The following is a 25,360-nucleotide window of genomic DNA, read 5'->3' as shown; positions in this document are numbered from 1 at the left end:
AGGCGAGGCGGGCGCGATCAGCACACTGTCCTGAACCGGCTGCGGTACTCGGCCGGCGTGGTGCCCAGGGTCCTGCGGAATGCGCGGTTGAGCGCGTCAGTGGTATTGAAGCCGCAGGTTGTGGCAATCCGTTCAAGCGGTTCGTCGGTGGTTTCCAACCGATTGCGCGCCATCTCCACGCGCACCGATTCAATGTAAGCGGCCGGCGTCATGTTCAATTCCGTCTTGAAGATGCGGGTCAGTTGCCGATCGCTTACATGTGCCTGTTCGGCCAGTTCCGCGATGCTCATGGGCTTACCGATGCAGCGCATGATGTAGTGGCGCAGCGCATCCATGCGCCGGGTCTTGGACGCCTGTTCCAGCGAGGCACTGAATTGGCTTTGCCCACTCGGGCGCTTTAGGAACATCACCAGTTGGCGCGCCACGCGCAGCGCCAACCGCTCGCCGAAGTCATCGGCGACCAAAGCCAAGGCCAGGTCCAGACAGGCGGTCAGGCCGGCGCCGGTCCAGACATCACGGTCGCGGATGAAGATCGGGTCGGCATCCACCTTGACCTCCGGGTGCTCGTCAGCGAGTTGTTGCGCGGTGGACCAATGTGTGGTGACACGACGGCCTTCGAGCAGGCCTGCCGCAGCCAGGACATGCGCGCCCACGCACACGGACGCGAGGCGTCGGGTATGGCCTGCAAGCGCCCTCACAGATACCACCACCGAAGGCGCTACGACGGCGCGCACGCGTCGCTGCGCATCGACCTCGACCGCGCCCGGCACCACGAGGGTGTCGATCCTACGGGGGGCGAGGTCGGCGAATGTCGTATCGGGCAGTACACGCACACCGGCCGAAGTCATGACGGGCGCAAGCGTCGCAGCCGCCAACACCACCTCGTAGCCCGTCGGCTCGTCCATCTCGCGCTGAAGAAGTGAGAACACCTCGGCCGGACCGGTCACGTCCAGCAGATAGACGTGCTCGAACAGCACCATGACGATGAGGCGCTTGATGTTTGCCATGCTGCAAGCTCCGTGGGTGCCCGCGCACCGCAATGTCTGAATCTACATGTTAGATGACATTGCCGACATTCCGCTGCGCTTCTAGCATGACGAGGCGGTCATTTCTGATGGCCGGATCCTCCATTTCCCATTCAAGGAAGTACAACCATGAACTCCTCGACCACGCTGCGCCAGCTCAACGGACTGGACCCCACACCGGCCACGTTAGACGGTGCCACCTTGATCCTCGTGGACTACCAGAACACCTACACGCGCGGCGTCATGGAACTGGCCGGCTGGCAGCCGGCGCTGGCTTCGGCATCTGAACTGTTGACCCGGGCGCGCGCCGCCGGCACCAACAGCATCCATGTCGTTCACGACGGTGGAGAGGGCTCGCCCTACGACCTCGCCGCCGAGATCGGTCAGATTCATCCCGCCGTCGCGCCGCTGCCCAACGAGCCCGTGGTCGTCAAGACGGCGCCCAATGCATTCGTCGGCACCGATTTGGGCGAGCGCGTTGAGGCGGCCGGTAACAAACAGGTCATCGTCATGGGATTCATGACCCACATGTGCGTGACGTTCACCGCCGAGGGTGCATTTCTACGCGGCAACCAGCCCACCGTGGTGGCCGATGCATGCGCGACGCGGCCCATCCGAAGGGGCGTGGTGAATGTGTCGGCCGAGGTGCTGCATGAGGGCGCGTTGGCGACGATTGCCGATCTGTACGCCGTCGTGGTGCGCTCGGGCACATCGTTGCAATAAGGCGAAATGCAGTGGTCAGCGACAGGAATGGTGCCGCTGGCCACGGTACCGTCGAACCTCGGATTACGCCGTCTCAAGCATCGCAGCGCTGTCCACCAGCCGACGAACGCTCTGCTGGACGTCCTCGGGGATGAGCCTCGGCGGCAAGCCAGCCTCAGACGCACCTGTCTGCTGGTGGGTGGCCGCGATGACCCGGACGACCATGCCCAGATTGCTTGGCGTCACGATGTCGATGGCGGCACGATCACCCAGGTCCGGATGTGGCCGGGTGAGCATGCGATACAGATCCCACGAGTCCGCCCGCGGACATTGATTCATGAGCACCTGAGCCAGCTTGTGCTTGAGCGGCACCAGTTGCCAGTCGGGAACCCGCTGCCCCCGATTGCCCAGGCTGATGGACAGTAGCTTGCCGGCTTTCAGCTCCCGGTTGATCTGGTCCTTGGACTTTCCGGCCAGCTTGCCGAACAGCGGCACCGGCAGATTGTTCGGCGACTCGTACATGGCCAGCATTTCCTCGCGCTCCCGCTGGATTGCGGAGACTTCCGGCTCCGGAGCATGCGTCGGCGGTGGCGGCACCTGCGACAGCCGCTGGAACGTGATCTCGCCACTGTTCGGGGTCACGACGATGGGCGTGGCCACCATCGGCGGGACGCCAGGGGAAGCGGGCTCGGCCACCATGGGGACCGCGTCCACCACGTCCTCAGTTTCCGCCATCGCCGGCACCCCGTCGATACGCATCGTCAGATGCGCGCTGGCCGCTTCCACTTGGCCCTGTTCGAGCAGGTCGAGGCGATCCGCCCAGTCCTGCATCATCCGGCGGCGCGGCTCAACGTACTTGGCATGGTTGTAAGCCGAACTCACCTTGTTCGGGTCGGAGTGCGAGAGCTGCGCGTCCACCCAAATCTTGGGGTAGCCGATCTCGTTGAGCGCCGTCGAGATGGTTCCGCGGATGCCGTGACCGGTCAGTTGATCCTTGTAGCCCATTCGTTTCAAGGCCGCGTTGAGGGTGTTCTCGCTGATGCGCTTCTTGAGTTCGCTGCGGTGCGCCAGCAGGTGGCGCTGGGCCGGCCGTATCACCCCCAGAAGGTAGCTCACGATCTCGATGGCCTGCACGGACAGCGGCACGATGTAGGGCGGAACGTCCTGCGGGCGCTTGCCGGCCTTGCGCATCTCGTCCTGGAGTTGCTTGACGATCTGCGGCGGGATGATCCACAGGCCACGGTCGAGATCGAACTGGTCCGGGGTCGCCAGCCGCAGCTCGCCGGTACGCACGCCGGTCAGGAACAGCAGCCGGATGCCGAGTTGGGTCTGCCAACCACGAGGGTTGTAGAGCCTGAGCTTGTGCAGGAACTCGGGAAGCTCCGGAAGATGCAGGTAGGGGTTGTGGTTCACCGGGGGCTTGGGCTCGGCCACCACGTCCAGGTCGGAGGCCGGATTGGCTTCCAGCCCCTCCACGATGACGAGGGCATAGCGGAACAACTGCCCCAGCCAGGTGCGGACCTTCTCGGCAGTGGTGAACGCCTTGCGCTCCTCGATCCTCGCCAGGACGCCCAGGAGTTGGGGCCGGCGAATGTCGTAGATCGACATCTGCTTGAGGCTAGGCAGCACGTCCTTGTTGAAGATCCGCAGGATCTGCGACAGCGTGCTGTTCCTGCCCTCCTTGATTTCCTTGCGGCGATGCTCGACCCACGCATCGAAGACGGCCTTGAAGGTGTAGTCGGCCGCAAGCTTGACCGCGTGTCGCTTCTGTTTCCGATCGGTATGGGGGTTGACGCCCTTTGCCAGAAGCGCCCGGGCTTCGTCGCGCAAGGTGCGCGCTTCGCGCAAACCGATCTCGGGGTAGTTCCCCAGGGAGATGCGCTTTTGCTTGCCGAGCCAGTAATAGCGCAAATGCCACGACTTGCCGCCGGTAGGGGCGACCACCAGGCCGAGGCCATCGGTGTCGGGGAGGCTGTAGGTTTTGTCAGCGGCCTTGGCTTGCCGCACAGTCAGATCAGAGAGTGCCATCATCGAAGCTCCTAAGTCTTGGACTTAGGCCCGATGCTGCTTGTCATCCCGATCCAACCCCAGCAACAACCCGGAACCGGCACGACCCGCATTCTTTGGCCTTGTTTTTGGCCTCAAAAATGGTGGCTGTCAGTGGACTTCCGTGGCTTTCGCTGGAATGAAAAAAGGAGCCGAAGCTCCTCTTTTCAATGACTTACAGACGTCAGTGGAAGTCTGTAGATCATAAATTGGAGCGGGAAACGAGGCTCGAACTCGCGACCTCAACCTTGGCAAGGTTGCGCTCTACCAACTGAGCTACTCCCGCGTTGCAAGCCTTGCATTCTAGCCTGAATTTCCGGGGTTTCCGGCATGCGCTCAAAAATTTTTACCTCGCGCCGTGCCTTGACCCGGGTTCAGTGCTTGACCGCGCCGCCCCGCCGCTCCGTGGCTTTCTTCTCGGGCGTCGGCGTGCCGGCGGTCGCCACATCGTCGTCGGTGAGCGGCACGGGCTGGCGTTCCAGCGCGATCTCCAGCACCTTGTCGATCCACTTCACCGGGGCGATCTTGAGGCCCTCCTTCACGTTGGCCGGGATCTCCTGCAGATCCTTCACGTTCTCCTCGGGGATGATGACGGTCTTGATGCCACCGCGCAGCGCCGCCAGCAGCTTCTCCTTCAGGCCGCCGATGGCGGTGACCTCGCCGCGCAGCGTGATCTCGCCGGTCATCGCCACGTCGCCGCGCACCGGGATGCCGGTCAGCGCCGACACCATGGCGGTGGTCATGGCGGCGCCGGCGCTAGGGCCGTCCTTGGGTGTGGCGCCGTCGGGCACGTGGATGTGGATGTCGCGCTTCTCGAACATCTCGTCCTTCAGCCCCAGGCCCCGTGCGCGCGAGCGCACCACGGTGCGCGCGGCCTCGACGGATTCCTTCATCACCTCGCCCAATTGGCCGGTGCGCTGGATGGTGCCCTTGCCGGGCATGGTGGCGGCCTCGATGGTGAGCAGGTCGCCCCCCACCTCGGTCCACGCCAGGCCCACCACCTGGCCGACCTGGTTCTGCTGTTCGGCGCGGCCGTAGGTGAACTTGCGCACCCCGAGGAACTCGTTGAGGTTGTCGGACGTGACATCGACCTGCGGCGTCATTTGCTTGAGCTGCAGCCCCTTGACGACCTTGCGGCAGATCTTGGACAGCTCGCGCTCCAGCGAGCGCACGCCCGCCTCGCGCGTGTAGTGGCGCACGATGTCGCGCACGGCGTACTCGGAGACCGACAGCTCGCCGTCCTTCAGGCCGTTGTTCTTCATCTGCTTGGGCAGCAGGTACTTGATGGCGATGTGGGTCTTCTCGTCCTCGGTATAACCCGACAGACGAATCACCTCCATGCGATCGAGCAGCGCCGGCGGGATGTTCATCGAGTTGCTGGTGGCCACGAACATCACGTCCGACAGATCGAAATCGACTTCGACATAGTGGTCGCTGAAGGTATGGTTCTGCTCCGGGTCCAACACTTCCAGCAGCGCGCTGGAAGGGTCGCCGCGGAAGTCCATGCCCAGCTTGTCGATCTCGTCGAGCAGGAACAGCGGGTTGCGCGTGCCCACCTTGGACAGCGACTGCAGCACCTTGCCCGGCATGGAGCCGATGTAGGTGCGCCGATGGCCGCGGATCTCCGCCTCGTCGCGCATGCCGCCCAGGGCCATGCGAACGAACTTGCGCCCGGTGGCCCGCGCCACCGATTGACCCAGCGAGGTCTTGCCCACCCCGGGCGGCCCCACCAGGCACAGGATCGGCGCCTTGAGCTTGTCCACGCGCTGCTGCACCGCGAGGTATTCGAGGATGCGGTCCTTGACCTTCTCCAGCCCGTAGTGGTCTTCGTTCAGCACGGTCTCGGCGTTGGTCAGGTCGTGCTTGATCTTGGTCTTCTTGCTCCAGGGCAGGCCGACCAGCACGTCGATGTAGTTGCGCACCACAGTGGCCTCGGCCGACATGGGCGACATGAGCTTGAGCTTCTTCAGCTCGCCCTCGGCCTTCTTGCGTGCCTCCTTGGGCATGCGCGCGGCCTTGATCTTCTTCTCGATCTCGTCGATGTCCGCGCCCTCCTCGCCCTCGCCCAGCTCCTTCTGGATCGCCTTGACCTGCTCGTTGAGGTAGAAGTCGCGCTGATTCTTCTCCATCTGGCGCTTGACGCGGCCGCGGATGCGCTTGTCGACGTTGAGGATGTCCACCTCGCGCTCGAGCTGCTCGAACAGGTTCTCCAGCCGGTCCTTCACGCTGGTCAGGTCCAGCACTGTCTGCTTGTTCTCCAGCTTCAGCGGCAGGTGCGCGGCGATGGTGTCGGCCAGGCGGCCCGGCTCGTCGATGCTGGCGATCGAGGTCAGGATCTCGGGCGGGATCTTCTTGTTCAGCTTGACGTACTGGTCGAATTGCTGCATCACCGCACGGCGCAGCGCCTCGATCTCGGCGTTGTTCTTGTCGGCGTCCGACGCCTCCAGCGGCGTGACGGTGGCGATGAAGTGCGCCTCGCCGTCCTCGATGTGCGTGACGGTGGCGCGCTGCTGGCCCTCGACCAGCACCTTCACCGTGCCGTCGGGCAGCTTGAGCATCTGCAGGATGGTGGAGACGCAGCCGACCTCGAACATGTCGCTCACCGCGGGCTCGTCCTTGGCGGCCGTCTTCTGCGCCACCAGCATGATGCGGCGGTCAGCGGCCATGGCCGTCTCCAGCGCCTTGATGCTCTTGGGCCGGCCCACGAACAGCGGGATGACCATGTGGGGGAACACCACCACATCGCGCAACGGCAGCAGCGGCAGGTCGATCGGGGTGGCGGGCAGGGGCGCGGTTCCGGACATGAAGAATCCTTTGGGGTGATCAGGCCAGATATGGCCGCTCAGGGCACATTTTCAACCCGGCGCCCGGTTCGTGCGCGCGGCCAGTGGAAATCCGGCGCATCGGCGCGGGCGGCACGCCGGGTTGCTCTGTTATTGATAGCTTCTCGCGCAGAAGGGGCGCGGGATGGAGACCGATTTGACCTGAAATCAGGCCTTCTTGGCGGCTTCGCGGTAGACCAGCAGCGGTGACTGGCCTTCCTCGATGGTGCTCTCGTCCACCACCACCTTGGCCACGCCCGCGGTGTGGGGCAGCTCGTACATGGTGTCGACCAGCACCTGCTCCAGGATCGAGCGCAGGCCGCGCGCGCCGGTCTTGCGCGCCAGCGCCCGGCGCGCGATGGCCTTGAGCGCCGAGGGGCGAATCTCCAGCTCGACCCCCTCCATCTGCAGCAGGCGGGCGAACTGCTTGGCCAGCGCGTTCTTGGGCTCGGTGAGGATCTGAACCAGCGCGTCCTCGGTCAGCTCGGCCAGCGTGGCCACCACGGGCATGCGGCCGACCAGCTCGGGGATGATGCCGAACTTGATCAGGTCCTCCGGCTCCACCTCGCGGAACACCTCGGAGATCGAGCGCTGCTGCTTGCTGCGCACGGTGGCGCCGAAGCCGATGCCGCTGGCCTCGGTGCGCGCCTCGATCACCTTCTCCAGCCCCGCGAAGGCGCCGCCGCAGATGAAGAGGATGTTGGTGGTGTCGATCTGCAGGAAGTCCTGGTTCGGGTGCTTGCGCCCGCCCTGCGGCGGGATGCTGGCCATGGTGCCCTCGATCAGCTTGAGCAGCGCCTGCTGCACGCCCTCGCCCGAGACGTCGCGCGTGATGCTGGGGTTGTCGGCCTTGCGGCTGATCTTGTCGATCTCGTCGATGTAGACGATGCCGCGCTGCGCGCGCTCGACGTCGTAGTTGCAGCTTTGCAGCAGCTTGCTGATGATGTTTTCGACGTCCTCGCCCACGTAGCCGGCCTCGGTCAGCGTGGTGGCGTCGGCCATGACGAAAGGCACGTCGAGCTGGCGCGCCAGCGTCTGCGCCAGCAGCGTCTTGCCCGAGCCGGTGGGGCCGATCAGCAGGATGTTGCTCTTGGCCAGCTCCACCTCGCCGCCCTTGGCGTCGCCCTTGTGCTTCAGGCGCTTGTAGTGGTTGTAGACCGCCACGGCGAGTGTGCGCTTGGCCTTCTCCTGGCCGATGACGTAGTTGTCGAGGTTGGTCTTGATGTCGGCCGGCGTGGGCAGGTCGGACCGGGCCTCGCCTTCCGCTGCGGCGGCGGGCACCTCCTCGCGGATGATGTCGTTGCACAGGTCGATGCACTCGTCGCAGATGAACACCGAGGGGCCGGCGATCAGCTTCTTGACCTCGTGCTGGCTCTTGCCGCAGAACGAGCAGTAAAGCGTTTTCTCGCTGGAAGAGCCTTTTTTATCGGCCATTGAAAGACAGTCTGGTGGTGGATCGGGCCATGATAACCAAAACGGGCAACGGCGCCGGGCGGCGCCGTTGCCCGCATGCCACTGGCGGCGGGAAGGTCAGGGACGAGCGGCCAGCACCTGATCGACGATGCCGTAGGCATTGGCCTCGTCGGCGGTCATGTAGTAGTCGCGCTCGGTGTCGTGCACCACTTTCTCGTAGGGCTGGCCGGTGCGGTCGGCCAGGATGCGGTTCATCTGCTCCTTGGTGCGCAGGATGTCACGCGCCTGGATCTCGATGTCGGTGGCTTGGCCGCGCGCGCCGCCCAGCACCTGGTGGATCATGACCTTGCTGTTGGGCAGCGAGTAGCGCTTGCCCTTGGCGCCGGCCGCAAGCAGAAAGGCGCCCATGCTGGCCGCGAAGCCCAGGCACATGGTGGACACGTCGGGCTTGACGAACTGCATGGTGTCGTAGATCGACATGCCGGCGCTCACGCTGCCGCCCGGCGAGTTGATGTACAGCGAGATGTCCTTGTCGGGGTTCTCGCTTTCCAGGAACAGCAGTTGCGCCACCACCAGGTTGGCGGTCTGGTCGTTGACCTCGCCCACGAGGAAGATCACGCGCTCCTTCAGCAGGCGCGAGTAAATGTCGAACGACCGCTCGCCGCGGCCGGACTGCTCGACCACCATCGGGATCAGTCCGAGGTTCTGGGGGGTGTCGAAAGCGCTCATGAAAGCTCCGAAGGGGGATGAACAAGCAAATGGGGCCGGAACCCGCAGATTCCAAGCCCCATTGTCGCCGCTGGCCCGCAGGCTGCGGGACAGGTGCCGATTTCAGATTAAAATCGGCCTCTACCCGCGTGAATATTGCGTCAGCAGCTATTCAACCAATAGCAATCGATCAACCCTGCTGACCCATCAGTTCGTCGAAGCCCAGCGCCTTCTCGGTGACCTTGGCCTGGCCCAGCACGTGCTCGGTCACGTTGTTCTCGATCACCATGGCCTCGACGTCGGCCAGGCGGCGGTTGTCGGCATAGTAGTAGCGCACCACTTCGTCGGGCTTCTCGTAGCTGGCGGCCAGCTCCTCGACCTGGGCCTTGATCTGCTCGGGCTTGGCCTGCAAGCTGGCGGCGCGCACCAACTCGGCCACCGTCAGCCCCAGGCGCACGCGCCGCTCGGCCTGCGGGCGGAACACGTCGTCGGGGATGGGCGCCTTGTCGGCGTCCTTGATGCCGCGCGCCTTCAGGTCGGCGCGGGCGCTCTCGATCATGCGGTCGATCTCGGCCTGCACGCTGGATTTGGGAATGTCCAGCTCGGCCTGTGCCAGCAGCGCGTCCATCACGGCCTGCTTGTTGCGGGCCACGAGGCGGAACTTGATCTCGCGCTCCAGGTTCTTGCGGATGTCGGCGCGCAGGCCCTCGACGGTGCCTTCCTGCACGCCCAGCGACTTGGCAAGCTGGTCGTTGACCTCGGGCAGGTGCGCGGCCTCGATCTTCTGGACGGTGACCATGAAGTCGGCCGTCTTGCCCGCCACGTCCTTGCCGTGGTAGTCGGCCGGGAAGGCCAGCGGGAAGGTCTTGCTCTCACCCACCTTCATGCCGCGCACGGCGTCCTCGAACTCCTTGAGCATCTGGCCCTCGGCGACGACGAACTGAAAGTCCTCGGCCTTGCCACCCTCGAACGGCTCGCCGTCGATCTTGCCGGCGAAGTCCACCGTGACACGATCGCCGTCCTCGACCGGCGCGCCTTGCGCGCGCTGGGCGAAGCTGCGGCGCTGCTTGCGCAGGATGTCCAGCGTGCGATCGACGGCTGCGTCGGTCACCTCGGCGGTGGCCTTCTCGACCTCGGCCGTGGCCAGGTCGCCGATCTTCACGTCGGGGAACACCTCGAACACGGCGTCGAAGGCCATCTGGCCCTCGGGCGCGCCGTCCTTCTCGGTGATGGTGGGCTGGCCGGCCACGCGCAGCTTGGCCTCGTTGGCGGCGTTGAAGAAGGCCTCGCCCACCTTGTCGTTCATGACCTCGTACTGCACCGAGTAACCGTAGCGCTGCGTCACGATGCCCATCGGCACCTTGCCGGGACGGAAACCGTCCATCTTGACGGTGCGCGCCAGCTTGCGCAGGCGGGCGCCCACCTCGTTCTGGATGGTCTCCACGGGCAGGGTGAGCGTCATCTTGCGCTCGAGCTTCTCAAGGGTTTCGACATTTACGGCCATGGTGTTCTCTCTACAAGTTGATGTCTGGTGCGCGGGGGGGGACTCGAACCCCCACACCATTGCTGGCGTCAGGACCTAAACCTGGTGCGTCTACCAATTTCGCCACCCGCGCAACGCTTCAAATGATGCGGGCGGTTCGCTCTGCGGGAGCAATCGCCCGGGAAATTTGGCGAACTGGTGATTTTAGCCTGCCGCCGAGGCGTCCCCGCGGCCCTGTGCGCCCATATGTTGGTGCGCCTGCATGGCGTTCTCCACGATGTGCGGCGCGAGCCCGCGGCGCTGCAATGCGTCGCCCAGCTTCATGCGCAGGAAGTTGCTGGTGGTGTAGCGCGAGACGCCGCTGTAGTAGCGCTCCACCATGTCCCGCACCATCTCGGAATAGAGGTCAAGCACCTCGGGCTGGATGCTGAAGTTGTCGTAGTTGACGATGGCCCAGGCGCGCCGTTCCAGCGGCTTCAGGCGTTGTTCCACCTGGGTCTGGATGGCCTGCACGTCGGCCGCGCTGCGCACCGTGAAGCCCTCGAAGTTGATGAACAGCACGTTCTGTTGCGGGTCGTAGGCAAGGCGCTGTTCCAGCGGCAGGCTCAGCATGTCCTCGCGCAGGCCCATGGGCTCGGGCCGGAAGATGCGTGCGTCCATGAGCGTGGGCGGCGCCTGCATCACCGGCACGAAGTCCATGCAGTCCAGGACGTCGCGCTGCAGGTCCACGCCCGGCGCGATCTCGATCAGTTCCAGCCCCTGCGCGCACAGGCGGAACACGCAGCGCTCGGTGACGTAGAGCACCCGTTGCCCGCGCTGCACGGCCACCTGGCCGCTGAAGGTGCGGTGCTCCACCGCCTGCACGAACTTGCGCGTGCTCCCGGCCATGAAGCTGCCGACGAACACCACCTTCTTGGCGTTCTGGCTGATGTTGATGAAGCCGCCGGCGCCCGCCAGCTTGGGGCCAAACTTGCTGACGTTGAGGTTGCCCTCGCGATCGGCCTGAGCCAGGCCGAGAAAGGCGATGTCCAGGCCGCCGCCGTCGTAGAAGTCGAACTGGTAGGGCTGGTCGATGATGGCCTGGCAGTTCACCGCGGCGCCAAAGTTCAGGCCGCCCGCGGGCACGCCGCCGATCACGCCGGGCTCGGCCGTCAGCGTCAGCAGGCTGGCGATCTTCTCCTCGTTGGCCACCTCGGCGATGCCTTCCGGCATGCCGATGCCCAGGTTGACCACGCTGTTGGCGTCCAACTCCAGCGCGGCGCGGCGGGCGATGATCTTGCGCGAGCCCATGGCCATCGGCGCCACGGCGCTCACCGGCACGCGCAGTTCGCCGCTGAAGGCGGCACTGTAGGGTTCGCTGAAGGTCTGCCAGTGGTTCTCGGGCCGGGCCAGCACCACGCAGTCGACCAGCACGCCCGGCACCTTCACTTGCCGCGCCGGCAGCGCGTTGCGGTCGGCCAGCCGCTCCACCTGCACGATGACGATGCCGCCCGAATTGCGCACCGCCATCGCGATGGCCAGCGCCTCCAGCGTCAGCGCCTCCTTCTCCATGGTGATGTTGCCATCGGGGTCGGCCGTGGTGCCGCGGATGATGCCGACGTGGATGGGGAAGGCTTGGTAGAAGAGGTATTCCTCCCCGTCGATGGGCATCAGGCGGACCAAGTCCTGGGTGGTCTTCTCGTTGAGCTTGCCGCCGCCCAGCCGCGGGTCGACGAAGGTGCCCAAGCCGACGCGAGAGAGGTGGCCGGGCTTGCCCGCCGCGATGTCGCGAAACAGGTGCGAGATCACGCCTTGCGGCAGGTTGTAGGCCTCGATCCGATTGCCGACGGCGAGCTGCTGCAGGCCCGGCACCAGGCCCCAGTGGCCGCCGATGACGCGCTTGACCAGGCCCTCGTGCGCCAGGTGATTCAGTCCCCTGTGCTGGCCGTCGCCCTGGCCGGCGGCGTACACCAGCGTCAGGTCGCGCGGTGTGCCACTGGGCTGGGGGCTGGCCAAGTCGTTGTTCAGGAAGCGCTCCTCGATGGCGATGGCGATTTCTTCAGCGAACCCGATGCCGACGAAGCCGCCGGTGGCTACCGTGTCGCCGTTGCGGATCAGGCGCGCCGCATCGGCGGCGGTGACGATCTTGTCGCGCTGAGCCAGCGTGGGCGCCATGGACAGGCGGGATGGCTCCAAGAGCTCGTTCATGCGGTGTCTCCTCGGGTTGTCGTTGTGGCGGGCAGGCGGGCTAGTTGAACGGCTCTTCACGCGTGCGTCGCTTCTGGTCGTCAACGGGATCGACCCGCGGGTGCATCTGCTTGCGCACGATGGCCGCCGCGGTACCGTCGGCCTGCATGGCCGCCCAGGCCGCTTGCCATCTGCCGGACTCGGCGGGCGGCAGGTCAGGCGAGGTGGCCAGGTAAAGCCGCGAGACCCGGATCACCTGGCCGAACTGCAGCACATCCAGGTTGCCGCGCACTTCGCGCATCGCGTGGGTCACCATCGCGCGCGGCGCCACCCAGGCGTCGATGCTGCGGTCCTTCATGCGCTTGGCATTCATCCACTCCTCTCGCTGGGGCGACACCTTGGTGAAGCCCTGGGACCGCACCAGCGCCTCGGCGCCGGAACTGGCCAGCACGCCCACGGGGCGGTCCTTGACGCGCGCGAGATCCGACACGTCCACCCCGGGCGATCCGACCAGCACCAGGTCGTCCTGCAGCACTTCCACCATCCAGTTGTAATGCGGCTCGCGCTCCGGCGAGCGGGTCAGGGCCAGGATGCCGACCCGGGGGCCCTTGCGCGCCAGCTCCTGCGCGACGTACCAGGGCATGTACTCGATGCGGCCGGAATGGCCCACGCGCCGCGCGAGTTCCCTGACCAGGTCGTGGATGACGCCGTGGCCCGGCCCCGGCTGCTCGGAAACCGAGGCGGAAGGGGTCTGGTAGGTGTAGGGTGGCAGTTCGGCGGCAACCAGGCGCAGTTCCTGGGCCTGCGCGCCGACACAGGCGAACAGCCCGAGCAGCAGGCCACGCAGCAGGGTACCCATGATCAGAACACCCCCACGGTGAGGTACAGGCCCAGCACCAGCAGGCTGGCCGAGAACGCGGTGAGGCTGCCGACCACGAACAGGTCGAAGTACGACTGCTTGTGCGTCAGGCCGCAGATCGCCAGCAGGGTGATCACGGCGCCGTTGTGCGGCAGGATGTCCATCGCCGCCGAGCCCATGGCGGCGATGCGGTGCATGATCTCGGGGTTGATGCGCGCGGCCTCGGCGGCGGTGGCGTAGTACTCGCCCATCGCGCCCAGCGCCAGGCTCATGCCGCCGGAGGCCGAGCCCGTCATGGCGGCCAGCACCGTGACCACCAGCCACAGCGACACCACCGGGTCGGAAGTCACCGCGCGCAGCCCTTCGCGAACCACGGCGAAGGCGGCCAGCGCGGCGATCACGGCGCCGTAGCCCACCTCCGAGGCGGTGTTGGCCATCGGCAGCAGCGAACCCATGGTGCCCTTGTTGAAAGTGTCGCGAAGATCGGCGATGCGCGAGCGATTGGCCAGCGCGATGAATACGATGGCCGCCAGCATGGCGCCGATGATGGCCCAGATCGACAGCACCTTCTTCAGGTCGATGTGCTTGAACTTCGCGGTGGCCAGGTAGCTGTGGTCGAAGGCCGGGATGACGTACTTCGACAGCAGGAAGTTCAGCGCGATCACGATCAGGATCGGCAGCAGGGCCATGAAGAAGGACGGCAGGTTCGAGTTGTCGACCGCGGCGAACTCCTCCTTGTGGTCGCCGTAGCCCTCGCCGGCCTTGTGGGCGCTGCGCGTGCGGTACGACAGCCACAGCATGCCGGCCGCGAACATGAACACCGCTGCCACCAGGCCCATGCCCGGGGCGGCGTAAATGGTGGTCTTGAAGAAGGGGATCGGGATCGCGTTCTGGATCGCCGGCGTGCCCGGCAGCGCCACCATGGTGAAGGTGAAGCTGCCCAGACCGATGGCCGCCGGTATCAGGCGCTTGGGGATCCGCGCCTCGCGGAACAGCGAGGCGGCGATGGGGTACACAGAGAAGGCGACCACGAACAGCGAGACGCCGCCGTAGGTGAGCAGCCCGCAGGCGATCACCACCGCCAGGATGGCGCGCTGGCCGCCCACCCACTGCACGATCTGGTGGGCAATGGCGCGCGCCGAGCCCGATTCGTCCATCAGCTTGCCGAACACGGCGCCCAGCAGGAACAGCGGAAAGTAGGTGGCGAAGTAGCTGCCGAGGGCCGGCATGAAGATCTGCGTGTAGCTGGCGAAGAAGGGCAGATCGCCCAGGTTGAAGGCCACCGCGACGGCGGCGCAGATGGGCGAGATGAAGATCACGTTCCAGCCGCGGTGGGCCAGGAAGATGAGCAGCGCCAAAGAGGCAAAGATGCCGACGATGCCGAACATGCGAAAGTCTCCGGAGAATTGTGGAAACGATGAACCTGTGCAAGGAGCGTGCCGGGCGTCGCCACTATCGGACAGCTCGGATCCGGGCTGAAATTTACGGGTTAACCCTTGCGATGAAGCGCAATTCTTCAGGAGGGCACCGCTTTACCGTCCAGCCTCATGGACGGCCCGAGGCACGGTGTACAGTGACCTGGACAGGGCGGCGGGCATCACGCCGCAGGCACGCGAGGTGCGCATGCGCCCGCAGATGAAGCAGAACCGGCGGCGGTTTCACGACGGAGACAAGGGCGCAGGATGTTGGACAACAAGATGGCATGGCCGGTCGGCGTGCCGGGCCACAGCATGGCGGACATCCGCACGCTCGCGATGCGTTCGCTGTTCGACCGGCTGGAAGGGCTGTGCGAAGGCGCGGTGGCGGTCGACATGGACGCGCGCGTGGTCTGGATCAACGACAAGTACGCGCGCAAGGTGGGGTTGCGCGGCGCCGATCAGGCGCTGGGGCGACCGGTCGAGGAGATCATCCCGGACAGCCGCCTGCGCGAGGTGGCCGGCAGTGGCAAACCCATTGCCATCGACATCATGAGCCTGGGCGACGAGCACGTGGTGGTCACCCGCATGCCGCTGAGCGACGACGGCGGCGCGCCCGTGGGGGCGATCGGCTTCGTGCTCTACGACAAGGTGGAGGGGCTGCGGCCGGTCATGGCCAAGGTGCAACAGTTGCAGACCCGGTTGCGCGCCGCCGAGCGCGCCCTGGCCGAGAGTCGCAGGGCACGCTACAGCCTGGCTTCGTTCCTGGGCGTTTCCGCGCCGGCGCTCGAGATCAAGCGCCAGGCGCGCCGCGCGGCGCAACTCGATGCCACCGTGCTGCTGCAGGGCGAGACCGGGACCGGCAAGGAACTGCTGGCGCATGCCATCCACCAGGTCTCCCCGCGCATCGATCGCTCCTTCGTCAGCGTCAACGCGGCGGCAGTGCCGGAATCGCTGCTCGAGGCCGAACTCTTCGGTGCCGCACCCGGGGCCTATACCGGCGCCGATCGCCGCGGCCGCGAAGGCAAGTTCAAGCTGGCCGACGGCGGAACCCTGTTCCTCGACGAAGTGGGCGACATGCCGCTGGCGCTGCAGCCCAAGCTGCTGCGCGTGCTGCAGGAGCAAGAGATCGAGCCGCTCGGCGCCAACCGACTGATCCGGCTCGACGTGCGCGTGATCGCGGCCAGCAGCTTCGATCTCGAGCAGCGCGTGGCCGAGGGGCGCTTTCGCGCCGACCTGTACTACCGGCTGAACGTGCTCACCCTGAGGCTGCCGCCGCTGCGCGATCGGCCGGATGATCTGCCGCTGCTGGTCGAGCGGCTGCTCGAGGATATCGGAGGCCGGCTGGGCCAGACCATCGAGATCGACGACGAGGCGATCCAGGCCCTGCAGCACCATGACTGGCCGGGCAATGTGCGCGAGTTGCGCAACACGCTGGAGCGTGCGCTGCTGCTGTGCGATGGCACGCAACTGACACGGGCCCACGTCATGGCGGCCCTGCCGGCCAGCGCCTCGCGCCAGCGCGCACCGGCCGCCGCGGCCCCGGACGAGACGGCCGCGGCGCCGCCATCCGGCATGCAGCCGCTTCACGCCGCCGTGCAGGCGGCCGAGCGCGAAGCGATCGCTGTCGCGCTGCAGGTGCACGGCGGCCGCAAACTGGCGGCGGCACGCGCCCTGGGCATTTCGCGGGCGGCCCTGTACCAAAAGCTGGCGCTGCACGGGTTGGCATAGCGGGCGAGGCGCGCCCGCGGAACCGGTTGCCCGGCCGGTCAGCGGGCCACGCCCAGCAGATCTTGCAGCCGCGTGCTGATGGTGATGTCATGACCGTCACCAAACCTCGCTATTCAGTGCTCAGCTGTGGGCACGTTCCCGCGATGCCACGGGCGCCGCCCGCACCCGGAACCAGGCCGCGTACATCGCCGGCAGGGCCAGCAGGGTCAGCGCCGTGGCGACGATCAGGCCGCCCATGATGGCCACCGCCATCGGACCCCAGAACACGCTGCGCGACAGAGGGATCATCGCCAGCACCGCCGCGGCCGCCGTCAGCACGATGGGCCGCAGCCGGCGCACCGCCGCCTCGACGATCGCATCCCAGGCCGGCACGCCGGCGGCGCGGTCCAGCTCGATCTGGTCGATCAGGATCACCGAGTTGCGCTGAATCATGCCCATCAGCGCGATCACGCCCAGCAGCGCCACGAAGCCGAAGGGCCGGCCCAGCAGCAGCAGCGCGCCGGCCACGCCGGCGATGCCCAGCGGTCCGGTCAGGAAGACCAGCATCGAACGGCTGAAGCTGTGCAACTGCAGCATCAGCAGCGTGAAGACGATGAACAGCATGATCGGCACGCCCGCCACGATGGAAGAGGAGCCCTTGCTGCTCTCCTCCACCGCGCCGGCCACCTCGATGCGCACGCCGGTGTCGCCGGCCGCCTTCCAGCCGGCCTCCAGCTCGCGCAGCTTCGGCAGCAATTGACTGGTGACGGTCGCGCCCTGCAGCCCCTCGGAGATGTCGCCCTGCACGGTGATGGCGTAGTCGCGGTTCCAGCGCCACATCACGCCCGGCTCCCAGGTGAAGACGGGGCGGGCGATCTGCGTCAGCGGAATAGCCCGGCCGCTGGCCGTGGGCAGGTAGGCGTTGCCAATGTCCGAGATGGCTTCGCGCTCGTCCGGCGACTGGCGCAGCACGATGTCGATCAGCTTGTTGTCCTCGCGGTACTGCCCGACGGTGGTGCCGCTGAACATGATGCGCGAGGCCTGGGCGATGGACTGGCTGGTCACGCCCAGCGCCCGCGCCTTGGACTGGTCGATCTCCAGGCGCACGGCCTTGACCGACTCATTCCAGTTGTCGTTGACGCCCAGCATGTGGGGGTTGGCGCGCATCGCGGCCTTGACCTCGTCGGCCTGCTGGCGCAGCTGGGCCGGGTCGGAGCCGACCAAGCGGAACTGCACCGGGTACGGCACCGGCGGGCCGTTGGGCAGCAGCTTGACCCGGCCACGCACCTCGGGCGCCTCCTCGGCCAGCAGCTTCGGCAGGCGCAGGCGGATCGCCTCGCGCTGGCGCAGGTCCTTCGCCAGCACGATGAACTGCGACACGTTGGTCTGCGGAAAGACCTGGTCCAGCGGCAGGTAGAAGCGCGGCGTGCCGGAGCCGACCCAGGTGGCGACGCTCTCGACGCCTTCCTCCCGCATCAGCCGCTGTTCCAGCCGTTTGGCCACGTCTTCGTTGGCCTTGAAGGAAGTGCCCTCGGGGAACCAGATGTCCACCATGATCTCGGGCCGGCTCGAATCGGGAAAGAACTGCTGCTGCACCCGGGTCATGCCGAAGATGCCGAGGCCGAAGATGCCGACCGTCGCCGCGATGGTGATCCAGCGGTGCTGCACGCACCAGTTCACCGTGCGGCGGAAGCGCGTGTAGAACGGCGAGTCGAACAGCTCGCGCGGCGGGGCATGGGGGTCGTGCGGCTTGACCTTGAGCAGCAGCGTGCCCAGGTACGGCACGAAGTACACCGAGACGATCCACGACAGCACCAGCGCGATCACCGTCACCGCGAAGATGGCGAAGGTGTACTCGCCCGTCACCGACCGGGCGATGCCGATGGGCAGGAAGCCCGCGGCCGTGATGAGCGTGCCGGTGAGCATGGGCTTGGCCGTCACGTCGTAGGCGAAAGTGGCGGCGCGAACCTTGTCGTAGCCCTCCTCCATCTTGCGCACCATCATCTCGACCGCGATGATGGCGTCGTCCACCAACAGGCCCAGCGCGATGATGAGCGAGCCCAGCGACACCTTGTGCAGCCCGATGCCGAAGTAATTCATCGCCAGGAAGGTCACGGCCAGCACCAGCGGGATGGTGATGGCCACCACCAGGCCAGGCCGGTAGTCGATGGTCCAGCCGAAACGGCCGCCCTTGTGCAGCCCGAGCGCGATGAAGCTCACGGCCAGCACGATCACCACCGCCTCGATCAGCACCCGCACGAACTCGCCCACCGAACTGGCGACGGACGCCGGCTGGTCCTGCACCTGCGCCAGCGTCATGCCCGCCGGCAGACTCTGCCCGATGCGCTGCGTGGCCGCGCGCAGCGACTGGCCCAGCGCGATAATGTCGCCGCCCTTGGCCATGGAGACGCCCAGCGCGATCGTCTCCCGTCCCTGGAAGCGCACCTTGACCGAGGGCGGGTCCACGTAGCCGCGGTGCACCTCGGCGATGTCCGACAGGCGCAACTGGCTGCCGGAGCTGCCGCGGATCGGCATCGCCCTGAGCTGCTCGACGTCGTTGAACTGCCCGCCCACGCGCACCTGCACCACGTCCTGCGGCGACTGCACGGCGCCGGCGCTCTCGACCGCGTTCTGCGCGCCCAGCTGCTGCAGCACGGCGTTGAAGTCCAGGCCCATCTGCGCCAGGCGCTTCTGCGAGACCTCGATCCAGATCTTCTGGTCCTGCACGCCGAACTGCTCGACCTTGGCCACGTCCTTCACGCGCAGCAGCTGCTGGCGCACGTCGTCGGCGAAGTCCTTCAGCTCGGCGTAGCTGTAGCCGTCGCCCTGCAGCGCGTAGATGACGCCGTACACGTCGCCGAACTCGTCGTTGAAGAACGGCCCCTGGATGCCGCCGGGGAGCGTGGAGCGCATGTCGCCGATCTTCTTGCGCACCGTGTACCAGACGTTGGGCACATCGGCCGGACGCGAAGAGTCCTTGATCTCGAAGATCACCTGCGACTCGCCCGGCTTGCTGTAGCTGCGGATCTTGTCGGCGTAGGGCACCTCCTGCAGCGTGCGCTCGATCTTGTCCGTCACCTGCTCGGCCACCTGCTGCGCCGTGGCGCCGGGCCAGTAGGTGCGCACCACCATCGCGCGGAAGGTGAAGGGCGGGTCCTCGTCCTGCCCGAGCTGGAAATAGGCGGCGAAGCCCAGCACCATCAGCACCACCATCAGGTAGCGCGTCAGCGCGGCGTGCTCCAGCGCCCAGCGCGAGAGGTTGAAGCCGGACCGGGCCGGCGGAGGCGTGTCGGAATGCGGCATGGCGGCGCGTCAGCGGGAAGCGGCCGCTCCCGGCGCCAACGCCGGGGTAGCCTGGATTGCTATTCCATTGATAGCTGATGACGTAATACCAGCACCGGCTTCAGCCGATTTTGGCTTATAAATCGTGACCTTCTGCCCCGACGTCAGCACGTGCACGCCGCTGGCCACCACCTGCATGCCGGGCGCCAGGCCGGCGGCGATCACCGCGTCGTTGCCGTCGGCCATGGCCACCTGCACGGGCTGCGAGCGCACGGTGCCGCTGGCCGCGTCGTACACCCACACGGCCGAGCCGGCGCCCTCCTGCCGCAGCGCGCTGGTCGGCAGCTTGATGACCGGCACGCCCTGCGCGCCGCCAGCGCGCGGGGCCACGTACACGGTGGCGCCCAGCGGCGGCGCCTCGCCCGCCAGCGCCACCTTGACCGCGTAGGTGCGCGTGACCGGGTCGGCGCTGGCCGCCACTTCGCGCACGCTGCCGGCCAGCGCCTCGCCGCCCGCCCAGCGGCGCACGTCCATCGGCAGGCCGATGGGCATCGCCGCCACGCGGTCTTCCGGCACGGCGAACACCGCGTCGCGCGGGCCGTCCTGCGCGATGCGCACCACCGGCGTGCCGGCGGCCACCACCTGGCCGACCTCGGCCTCCACGCCCGTCACCACGCCGGCGGCGTCGGCCACCAGGTGCGTGTAGGCGGCCTGGTTGCCCTGGCTGGCCAGCTGGGCGCGCGCCTGGTCCAGCGTGGCCTGCGCGGCCTGGAGCTGCGCGCCGCGGCGCTCGATCTCGGCGCCGCTGATAAAACCCTGCTCGCGCAGCGCCTCGAAGCGCTTCAAGTCCGCCGCCGCCAGGTCGCGCTGCGTGGTGGCGGCCTGCACCTGCGCCCGCCCGGCGTCGGCCGCCAGCTGGTAGTCGCGCGCATCGAGCTGCGCCAGCAGCGCCCCGGCCGCCACGCGCTGGCCGGGCTCCACCGCGCGGCGCACGATCTTGCCCGCGACGCGAAAGCCCAGGCGCGACTCCACCCGCGCCCGCACCTCGCCCGCGTACTCGTGGCCCGAAGCGAGGCGGCCCTCACCCACGGTGAGCAGCTTGACGGCGCGCACCGGCTCTTCCACCGGCGCCGGCTTGCCGCAAGCGGCCAGCAGCAGCGCCAGCGCGGCCAGGGCCGCGGCCCGCCCGGCGAAACGGCGCACCGGCGCCTGGGAACCGCGAGGGTGTGGATCCATCGAGGACACCTTTGAAGCAATTAATGACTGACTGGTTAGTAATCTATGGCAAGGCGCGGGAGCCTGTCAAGACGAATCGGAAGGGGGCAGGCACAATCGCGGCGCCGCCCATGCCGACCCCGCCTTCGCCCGTCCACGCGCCGATCGACCACTACGAGAACTTCCCGGTCGCCTCGTGGCTGTGCCCGCCCCGGCTGCGCGCGCCGATCGCGGCGATCTACCACTTCGCGCGCACCGCCGACGACATCGCCGACGAGGGCGACGCCCCCGCCGCCCGGCGCCTGGCCGACCTGGCGGCGTACCGGCGCGAGCTGCACGCCAGCGCCGCCGGCGCGCCGCCCGAAGGCAGCCGCTGGCCCCAGGTCTTCGGCCCGCTGGCCGCGCAGGTGCGCGCCTTCGGCCTGCCCCTGCCGCCCTTCGACGACCTGCTGTCCGCCTTCGCGCAGGACGTGGCCATGACGCGCGACGGCGCCGCCTACCCCGACCTGCCCGCGCTGCTGGACTACTGCCGCCGCTCGGCCAACCCTGTCGGCCGGCTGCTGCTGCACCTGTACGGCGTGCGCGGCGCCGAGGCGCTGGCCGAGAGCGACGCCGTCTGCACCGCGCTGCAGCTCATCAACTTCTGGCAGGACCTGAGCGTGGACATCCCGCGCGGCCGCTACTACCTGCCGCTGGCCGACTGCGCCGCGCACGGATTGGCCATCACCGATCCAGCGTCACGGTTCCCGGCCCTGCGGCCGGACCCGGAAACTACGAAATTAATAGCACACCTCGCAAGCCACGCGCGGTCTACCATGCAAAAAGGCTTGAAAATCGTGCACCGCGTGCCCGGCCGCGCGGGCTGGGAGCTGCGCGCCGTGGCGCAGGGCGGCCTGCGCATCCTCGACCGCATCGACGCGCTCGGCCCCGCCGTGCTCGCGCAACGCCCCGCGCTGGGCCGGCGCGACGCACCGCTGATCCTGTGGCACATGCTGCGGATGTGACAATCCGCGCGTGACCACGCCCCAAGACTACGTCCAGCAGAAGGCCGCCGCCTCGGGCAGCAGCTTCTACTACGCCTTTCTCTTCTTGCCGCCGCCGCGCCGCGCCGCCATCACGGCCTTCTACGCCTTCTGCCGCGAGGTGGACGACGTGGTGGACGAGATGCGTGACCCCGGCGTGGCCGCCACCAAGCTGGCCTGGTGGCAGACCGAGGTCGGCCGCGCCTACGCCGGCCAGCCCACGCATCCCGTGATGCAGGCGCTGATGCCCTGGACGGGTGAGTTCGGCATCGAGGCGCGCCACCTGCTGGCCGTGATCGAAGGCTGCCAGATGGACCTGGCGCAGACGCGCTACCTCGACTTCGCGCAACTGGAGCGCTACTGCCATTTGGTGGCCGGCGTGGTGGGCGAGGTGTCGGCCCGCATCTTCGGCCAGACCGCGCCGCAGACCACCGCCTACGCGCACACGCTGGGCCTGGCCTTCCAGCTCACCAACATCATCCGCGACGTCGGCGAGGACGCGCGGCGCGACCGCATCTACCTGCCCGTCAACGAGCTGCAGCGCTTCGACGTGAAGGCGCACGAAGTGCTGAAGGGCGTCTACAGCGACCGCTTCACCGCGCTGATGCGCTTCCAGGCCGAGCGCGCGCACCGCCTGTACGACGAGGCCCTGGCCCTGCTGCCCGCCGCCGACCGCCGCGCGCAGAAGCCCGGCCTGATGATGGCCAGCATCTACCGCACCCTGCTGCGCGAGATCGAGGCCGAGCACTTCCAGGTGCTGCACCAGCGCATCGCCCTCACCCCGCTGCGCAAGTTCTGGCTGGCGTGGAAAATGCAGGCCCTGGGGCGTTTCTGACCGTGGAAATAGCTATATTTTCAATAGCTTTTAGTGCAGTATCCGTGTGGGCTGAAGCCATTTTCCACGCATGAACCCTTCCGCCGCGCCGCCGGCACGCGTCGCCATCGTCGGCGCCGGCTGGGCTGGCCTGGCCGCCGCCGTGCGCGCCGTGCAGGACAGCCACCACGTCACCGTGTTCGAGGCCGCGCGGCACCTGGGCGGGCGCGCGCGCGGCCTGCCCCTGAGGCTGCCCGACGGCCGCGAGCTGCGGGTGGACAACGGCCAGCACATCCTCATCGGCGCCTACACCGACAGCCTGCGCCTGATGCGCACGGTCGGCGTCGATCCGGCCCAGGTGCTGCTGCGCCGGCCGCTGGCCCTGCAATTCCCCGACGGCAGCGGCCTGCGCCTGCCCGACTGGCCCGCGCCGCTGGACGCCGCCGCCGGCATCCTGGCCGCGCGCGGCTGGCCCTGGCGCGACAAGCTGGCCCTGCTGCGCGCGGCCGCCGGCTGGCGGCGCGCCGGCTTCGCGTGCGCCGCCACCGCCACCGTCGCCGACCTGTGCGCCGACCTGCCGCCCCGGCTGATTGCCGAATTCATCGAGCCGCTGTGCGTCTCCGCCCTCAACACGCCCATGGCGCAGGCCAGCGGCCAGGTCTTCCTGCGCGTGCTGCGCGATGCGCTGCTGGGCCCGCGCGGCGGCTCCAACCTGCTGCTGCCGCGCATCGACCTGGGCGCGCTGTTTCCCGAAGCCGCCGCGCGCTGGCTCGAAGCGCGCGGCGCCCGCGTGCTCACCGGCCAGCGCATCGACGCGCTGCGCTGGCAGCCGCCGCACTGGCACGCGGCAGGGCAGGCGTTCGATTGCGTGATCATCGCCACTTCGGCACCCAATGCGGCGAAAACTCTGATCCAGTCAGCGCTGGATGCTCCTGATTCAGCAGCATATCGACTGCGCCGCTGGAGCGAGGGCACGGCGCGGCTGGCGCACCGCGCCATCACCACCGTCTATGCGCGGACGCGGCCGGCACCCGCCGGCCGAGCGCTGCTGCACTCCCCCATGGTGGCCCTGCGCAGCGCAGCGGACGCGCCCGCGCAATTCGTGTTCGACCGGGACGCCATCGTCCCGCCCGGGCCGCCCACCGGCCTGCTCGCCTTCGTCGTCAGCGACAGCAGCGGCGAGCGCGCCGACCTCGAAGCCGCCATCACCCGCCAGGCCCTGCGCCAGCTCGGGCTGCGCGTGGAGCCCCTGCTCACCCTCACCGAAAAGCGCGCCACCTTCGCCTGCACCCCGGCCCTCGCCCGCCCCGCCCTCGCCATCGCTCCCGGCCTGCGCGCCTGTGGCGACTACGTCGATGGCCCTTACCCCGCCACGCTCGAAGGCGCCGTCCGCAGTGGCTGGCAAGCCGCCGCGGACCTGCACACCGCTGGGCTAGAATCGCCGCCTCAAGCGGGTGTAGTTCAATGGTAGAACGGCAGCTTCCCAAGCTTCATACGAGGGTTCGATTCCCTTCACCCGCTCCAACAAGGCGTCCATGGCCGCCGATGTCGTCCGGGGGCTACGGCATTCACCCGACATACACGCGAGCTGAACTGCCGCACTCCATCAGGCTGGCCTCGCCGATCCTGTTGAATCTGCTGATTGCGCCGTGGGGCCCGACAGGCCCAGCACCTGACGTGAAAGCTGCTGCTGGCACGTGGCCGAAGTGCATGCGGCGGTATCCAGCTGGCGGTAACTCGCAACCAATGTGAATGCCGGACCGCGGCCAGCAGAGCTGGGCGATGTCGCCCCCGCATTTGTGCATGAACAAATGGAGGCGGTGTCTCGTGAACTGCCGCGCCCGTTCGGCGCGGCACCGCCGCCGCTTGGTGTCGGCGCGCGTCCCGGCTATGCTGGCTTTTCGTGCCGACTGGGTGACATGAGGCAAGCTGCGCTGGAAGACACGGCATGGAACGAACCCCTCTTCATCAAAAGAACCAACTGCTCGCGGCCTTGCCGGATGCGGAGTGGAAGCGATGGCAAAGCGAGCTGGAGTTGGTGGACATGCCGCTCGGAGAAGTGCTGTACGAGTCGGGCGTCCCCATGAACCACGTCTATTTCCCGATCGACGCGATCGTGTCGCTCCTGTATGTGCTGGAGGACGGCGGCTCGGCGGAAATCGCGGTCGTGGGCAACGAGGGCGTGGTGGGGATCGCCATCGTCATGGGCGGAGAGTCCACCACCAGCCGGGCCGTGGTGCAAAGCGCCGGCAAGGGCTGGCGCATGCGCGCGCACGTCATCAAGGCGGAGTTCGCCCGCTCGGGGCCGGTGCTGCACCTGCTGCTGCGCTACATCCAGGCCCTGATCACGCAGATGGCCCAGACCGCGGTGTGCAATCGCCATCATTCCCTGGACCAGCAACTGTGCCGCTGGCTGCTGCTGAGCATGGATCGGCTGGAGGGGGACGAACTGGTCATGACCCAGGAGCTGATCGCCAACATGCTGGGCGTCAGGCGGGAAGGCGTCACCGAGGCGGCGCTCAAGCTCCAGCGCGCGGGCCTCATCCGCTACGCGCGCGGACACATCACCGTGCTGGACCGCGAGGGGCTTGAACAGCGGACCTGTGAGTGCTATGCGGTGGTCAGGGAGGAATACGGTCGCCTGCTGCCCCATGGCACGGCGAACTAGAGTCACCCGG

The 25,360-nt window shown here is 67.5% G+C and carries 17 protein-coding genes and 3 tRNA genes; 7 read left to right on the top strand and 13 right to left on the bottom strand.

The window, feature by feature from the left end:
- Positions 1-17: 17 nt before the first annotated feature.
- Positions 18-1,007, bottom strand: coding sequence for a helix-turn-helix domain-containing protein (locus IPG65_RS12115; protein WP_293189750.1), 990 nt, complete (start codon positions 1,005-1,007; stop codon positions 18-20).
- Between the two features lie 147 nt (positions 1,008-1,154).
- On the opposite strand from IPG65_RS12115, the gene IPG65_RS12110 reads away from it, so the two are divergent.
- Positions 1,155-1,748 carry a cysteine hydrolase family protein gene (locus IPG65_RS12110; RefSeq protein WP_293189748.1) on the top strand — a complete coding sequence of 198 codons (594 nt, stop codon included), beginning with the start codon at positions 1,155-1,157 and terminating at the stop codon, positions 1,746-1,748.
- 63 nt (positions 1,749-1,811) lie between these two features.
- On the opposite strand, the gene IPG65_RS12105 is transcribed toward IPG65_RS12110, so the two are convergent.
- The 10 genes from IPG65_RS12105 to IPG65_RS12060 form a co-directional block, all read right to left on the bottom strand.
- Positions 1,812-3,755, bottom strand: a complete 1,944-nt coding sequence (locus IPG65_RS12105; RefSeq protein ID WP_293189746.1) for an integrase arm-type DNA-binding domain-containing protein — start codon at positions 3,753-3,755, stop codon at positions 1,812-1,814.
- A gap of 228 nt (positions 3,756-3,983) precedes the next feature.
- Positions 3,984-4,059: transfer RNA gene (locus IPG65_RS12100), tRNA-Gly, on the bottom strand.
- An 88-nt stretch (positions 4,060-4,147) separates the two neighbouring features.
- Positions 4,148-6,577: an endopeptidase La gene (gene lon / locus IPG65_RS12095; RefSeq protein WP_293189744.1), complete on the bottom strand. Its 2,430-nt coding sequence runs from the start codon at positions 6,575-6,577 to the stop codon at positions 4,148-4,150.
- A 186-nt stretch (positions 6,578-6,763) separates the two neighbouring features.
- The gene (clpX, locus tag IPG65_RS12090) at positions 6,764-8,029 is read right to left on the bottom strand and encodes an ATP-dependent Clp protease ATP-binding subunit ClpX (protein WP_293189742.1); all 1,266 of its coding nucleotides are present in this window, start codon (positions 8,027-8,029) and stop codon (positions 6,764-6,766) included.
- 96 nt (positions 8,030-8,125) lie between these two features.
- A complete protein-coding gene (gene clpP / locus IPG65_RS12085) occupies positions 8,126-8,737 on the bottom strand; it encodes an ATP-dependent Clp endopeptidase proteolytic subunit ClpP (protein WP_293189740.1) in 612 nt (203 codons plus the stop codon).
- Positions 8,738-8,906: 169 nt separating this feature from the next.
- Positions 8,907-10,220: a trigger factor gene (gene tig, locus IPG65_RS12080; RefSeq protein WP_293189738.1), complete on the bottom strand. Its 1,314-nt coding sequence runs from the start codon at positions 10,218-10,220 to the stop codon at positions 8,907-8,909.
- 25 nt (positions 10,221-10,245) lie between these two features.
- Positions 10,246-10,332: transfer RNA gene (locus IPG65_RS12075), tRNA-Leu, on the bottom strand.
- A gap of 71 nt (positions 10,333-10,403) precedes the next feature.
- Positions 10,404-12,386, bottom strand: coding sequence for an acyl CoA:acetate/3-ketoacid CoA transferase (locus tag IPG65_RS12070; RefSeq protein ID WP_293189736.1), 1,983 nt, complete (start codon positions 12,384-12,386; stop codon positions 10,404-10,406).
- Between the two features lie 40 nt (positions 12,387-12,426).
- Positions 12,427-13,224 carry a transporter substrate-binding domain-containing protein gene (locus IPG65_RS12065; protein ID WP_293189734.1) on the bottom strand — a complete coding sequence of 266 codons (798 nt, stop codon included), beginning with the start codon at positions 13,222-13,224 and terminating at the stop codon, positions 12,427-12,429.
- 2 nt (positions 13,225-13,226) lie between these two features.
- Positions 13,227-14,612, bottom strand: a complete 1,386-nt coding sequence (locus tag IPG65_RS12060) for a GntP family permease (RefSeq protein WP_293189732.1) — start codon at positions 14,610-14,612, stop codon at positions 13,227-13,229.
- 342 nt (positions 14,613-14,954) lie between these two features.
- On the opposite strand from IPG65_RS12060, the gene IPG65_RS12055 reads away from it, so the two are divergent.
- On the top strand, positions 14,955-16,370 hold the full coding sequence (locus IPG65_RS12055) for a sigma 54-interacting transcriptional regulator (RefSeq protein ID WP_293189730.1): 1,416 nt from the start codon (positions 14,955-14,957) through the stop codon (positions 16,368-16,370).
- 120 nt (positions 16,371-16,490) lie between these two features.
- On the opposite strand, the gene IPG65_RS12050 is transcribed toward IPG65_RS12055, so the two are convergent.
- Complete coding sequence (locus tag IPG65_RS12050; protein ID WP_293189728.1) at positions 16,491-19,652, bottom strand: efflux RND transporter permease subunit; 3,162 nt, start codon at positions 19,650-19,652, stop codon at positions 16,491-16,493.
- Between the two features lie 9 nt (positions 19,653-19,661).
- A complete protein-coding gene (locus IPG65_RS12045; protein ID WP_293189726.1) occupies positions 19,662-20,867 on the bottom strand; it encodes an efflux RND transporter periplasmic adaptor subunit in 1,206 nt (401 codons plus the stop codon).
- A 110-nt stretch (positions 20,868-20,977) separates the two neighbouring features.
- Here IPG65_RS12045 and hpnC point away from each other — a divergent pair, with 110 nt between their 5' ends.
- The 5 genes from hpnC (at position 20,978) to IPG65_RS12020 (ending at position 25,350) form a co-directional block, all read left to right on the top strand.
- Positions 20,978-21,850, top strand: a complete 873-nt coding sequence (hpnC, locus tag IPG65_RS12040; RefSeq protein WP_293189724.1) for a squalene synthase HpnC — start codon at positions 20,978-20,980, stop codon at positions 21,848-21,850.
- Positions 21,851-21,860: 10 nt separating this feature from the next.
- The gene (gene hpnD, locus IPG65_RS12035; protein WP_293189722.1) at positions 21,861-22,703 is read left to right on the top strand and encodes a presqualene diphosphate synthase HpnD; all 843 of its coding nucleotides are present in this window, start codon (positions 21,861-21,863) and stop codon (positions 22,701-22,703) included.
- 70 nt (positions 22,704-22,773) lie between these two features.
- On the top strand, positions 22,774-24,153 hold the full coding sequence (gene hpnE, locus IPG65_RS12030) for a hydroxysqualene dehydroxylase HpnE (protein WP_293189720.1): 1,380 nt from the start codon (positions 22,774-22,776) through the stop codon (positions 24,151-24,153).
- Positions 24,133-24,206, top strand: a tRNA-Gly gene (locus IPG65_RS12025). The genes hpnE and IPG65_RS12025 overlap by 21 nt, the downstream gene beginning before the upstream one ends.
- Before the next feature lie 424 nt (positions 24,207-24,630).
- Positions 24,631-25,350 carry a Crp/Fnr family transcriptional regulator gene (locus IPG65_RS12020; RefSeq protein WP_293189718.1) on the top strand — a complete coding sequence of 240 codons (720 nt, stop codon included), beginning with the start codon at positions 24,631-24,633 and terminating at the stop codon, positions 25,348-25,350.
- Positions 25,351-25,360: the final 10 nt, after the last annotated feature.

Source organism: Ottowia sp., from assembly GCF_016703145.1.
Taxonomy (GTDB): domain Bacteria; phylum Pseudomonadota; class Gammaproteobacteria; order Burkholderiales; family Burkholderiaceae_C; genus Ottowia.
Note: the sequence above shows the minus strand (reverse complement) of the source record. Positions and strands in the feature narration are given on the sequence as shown.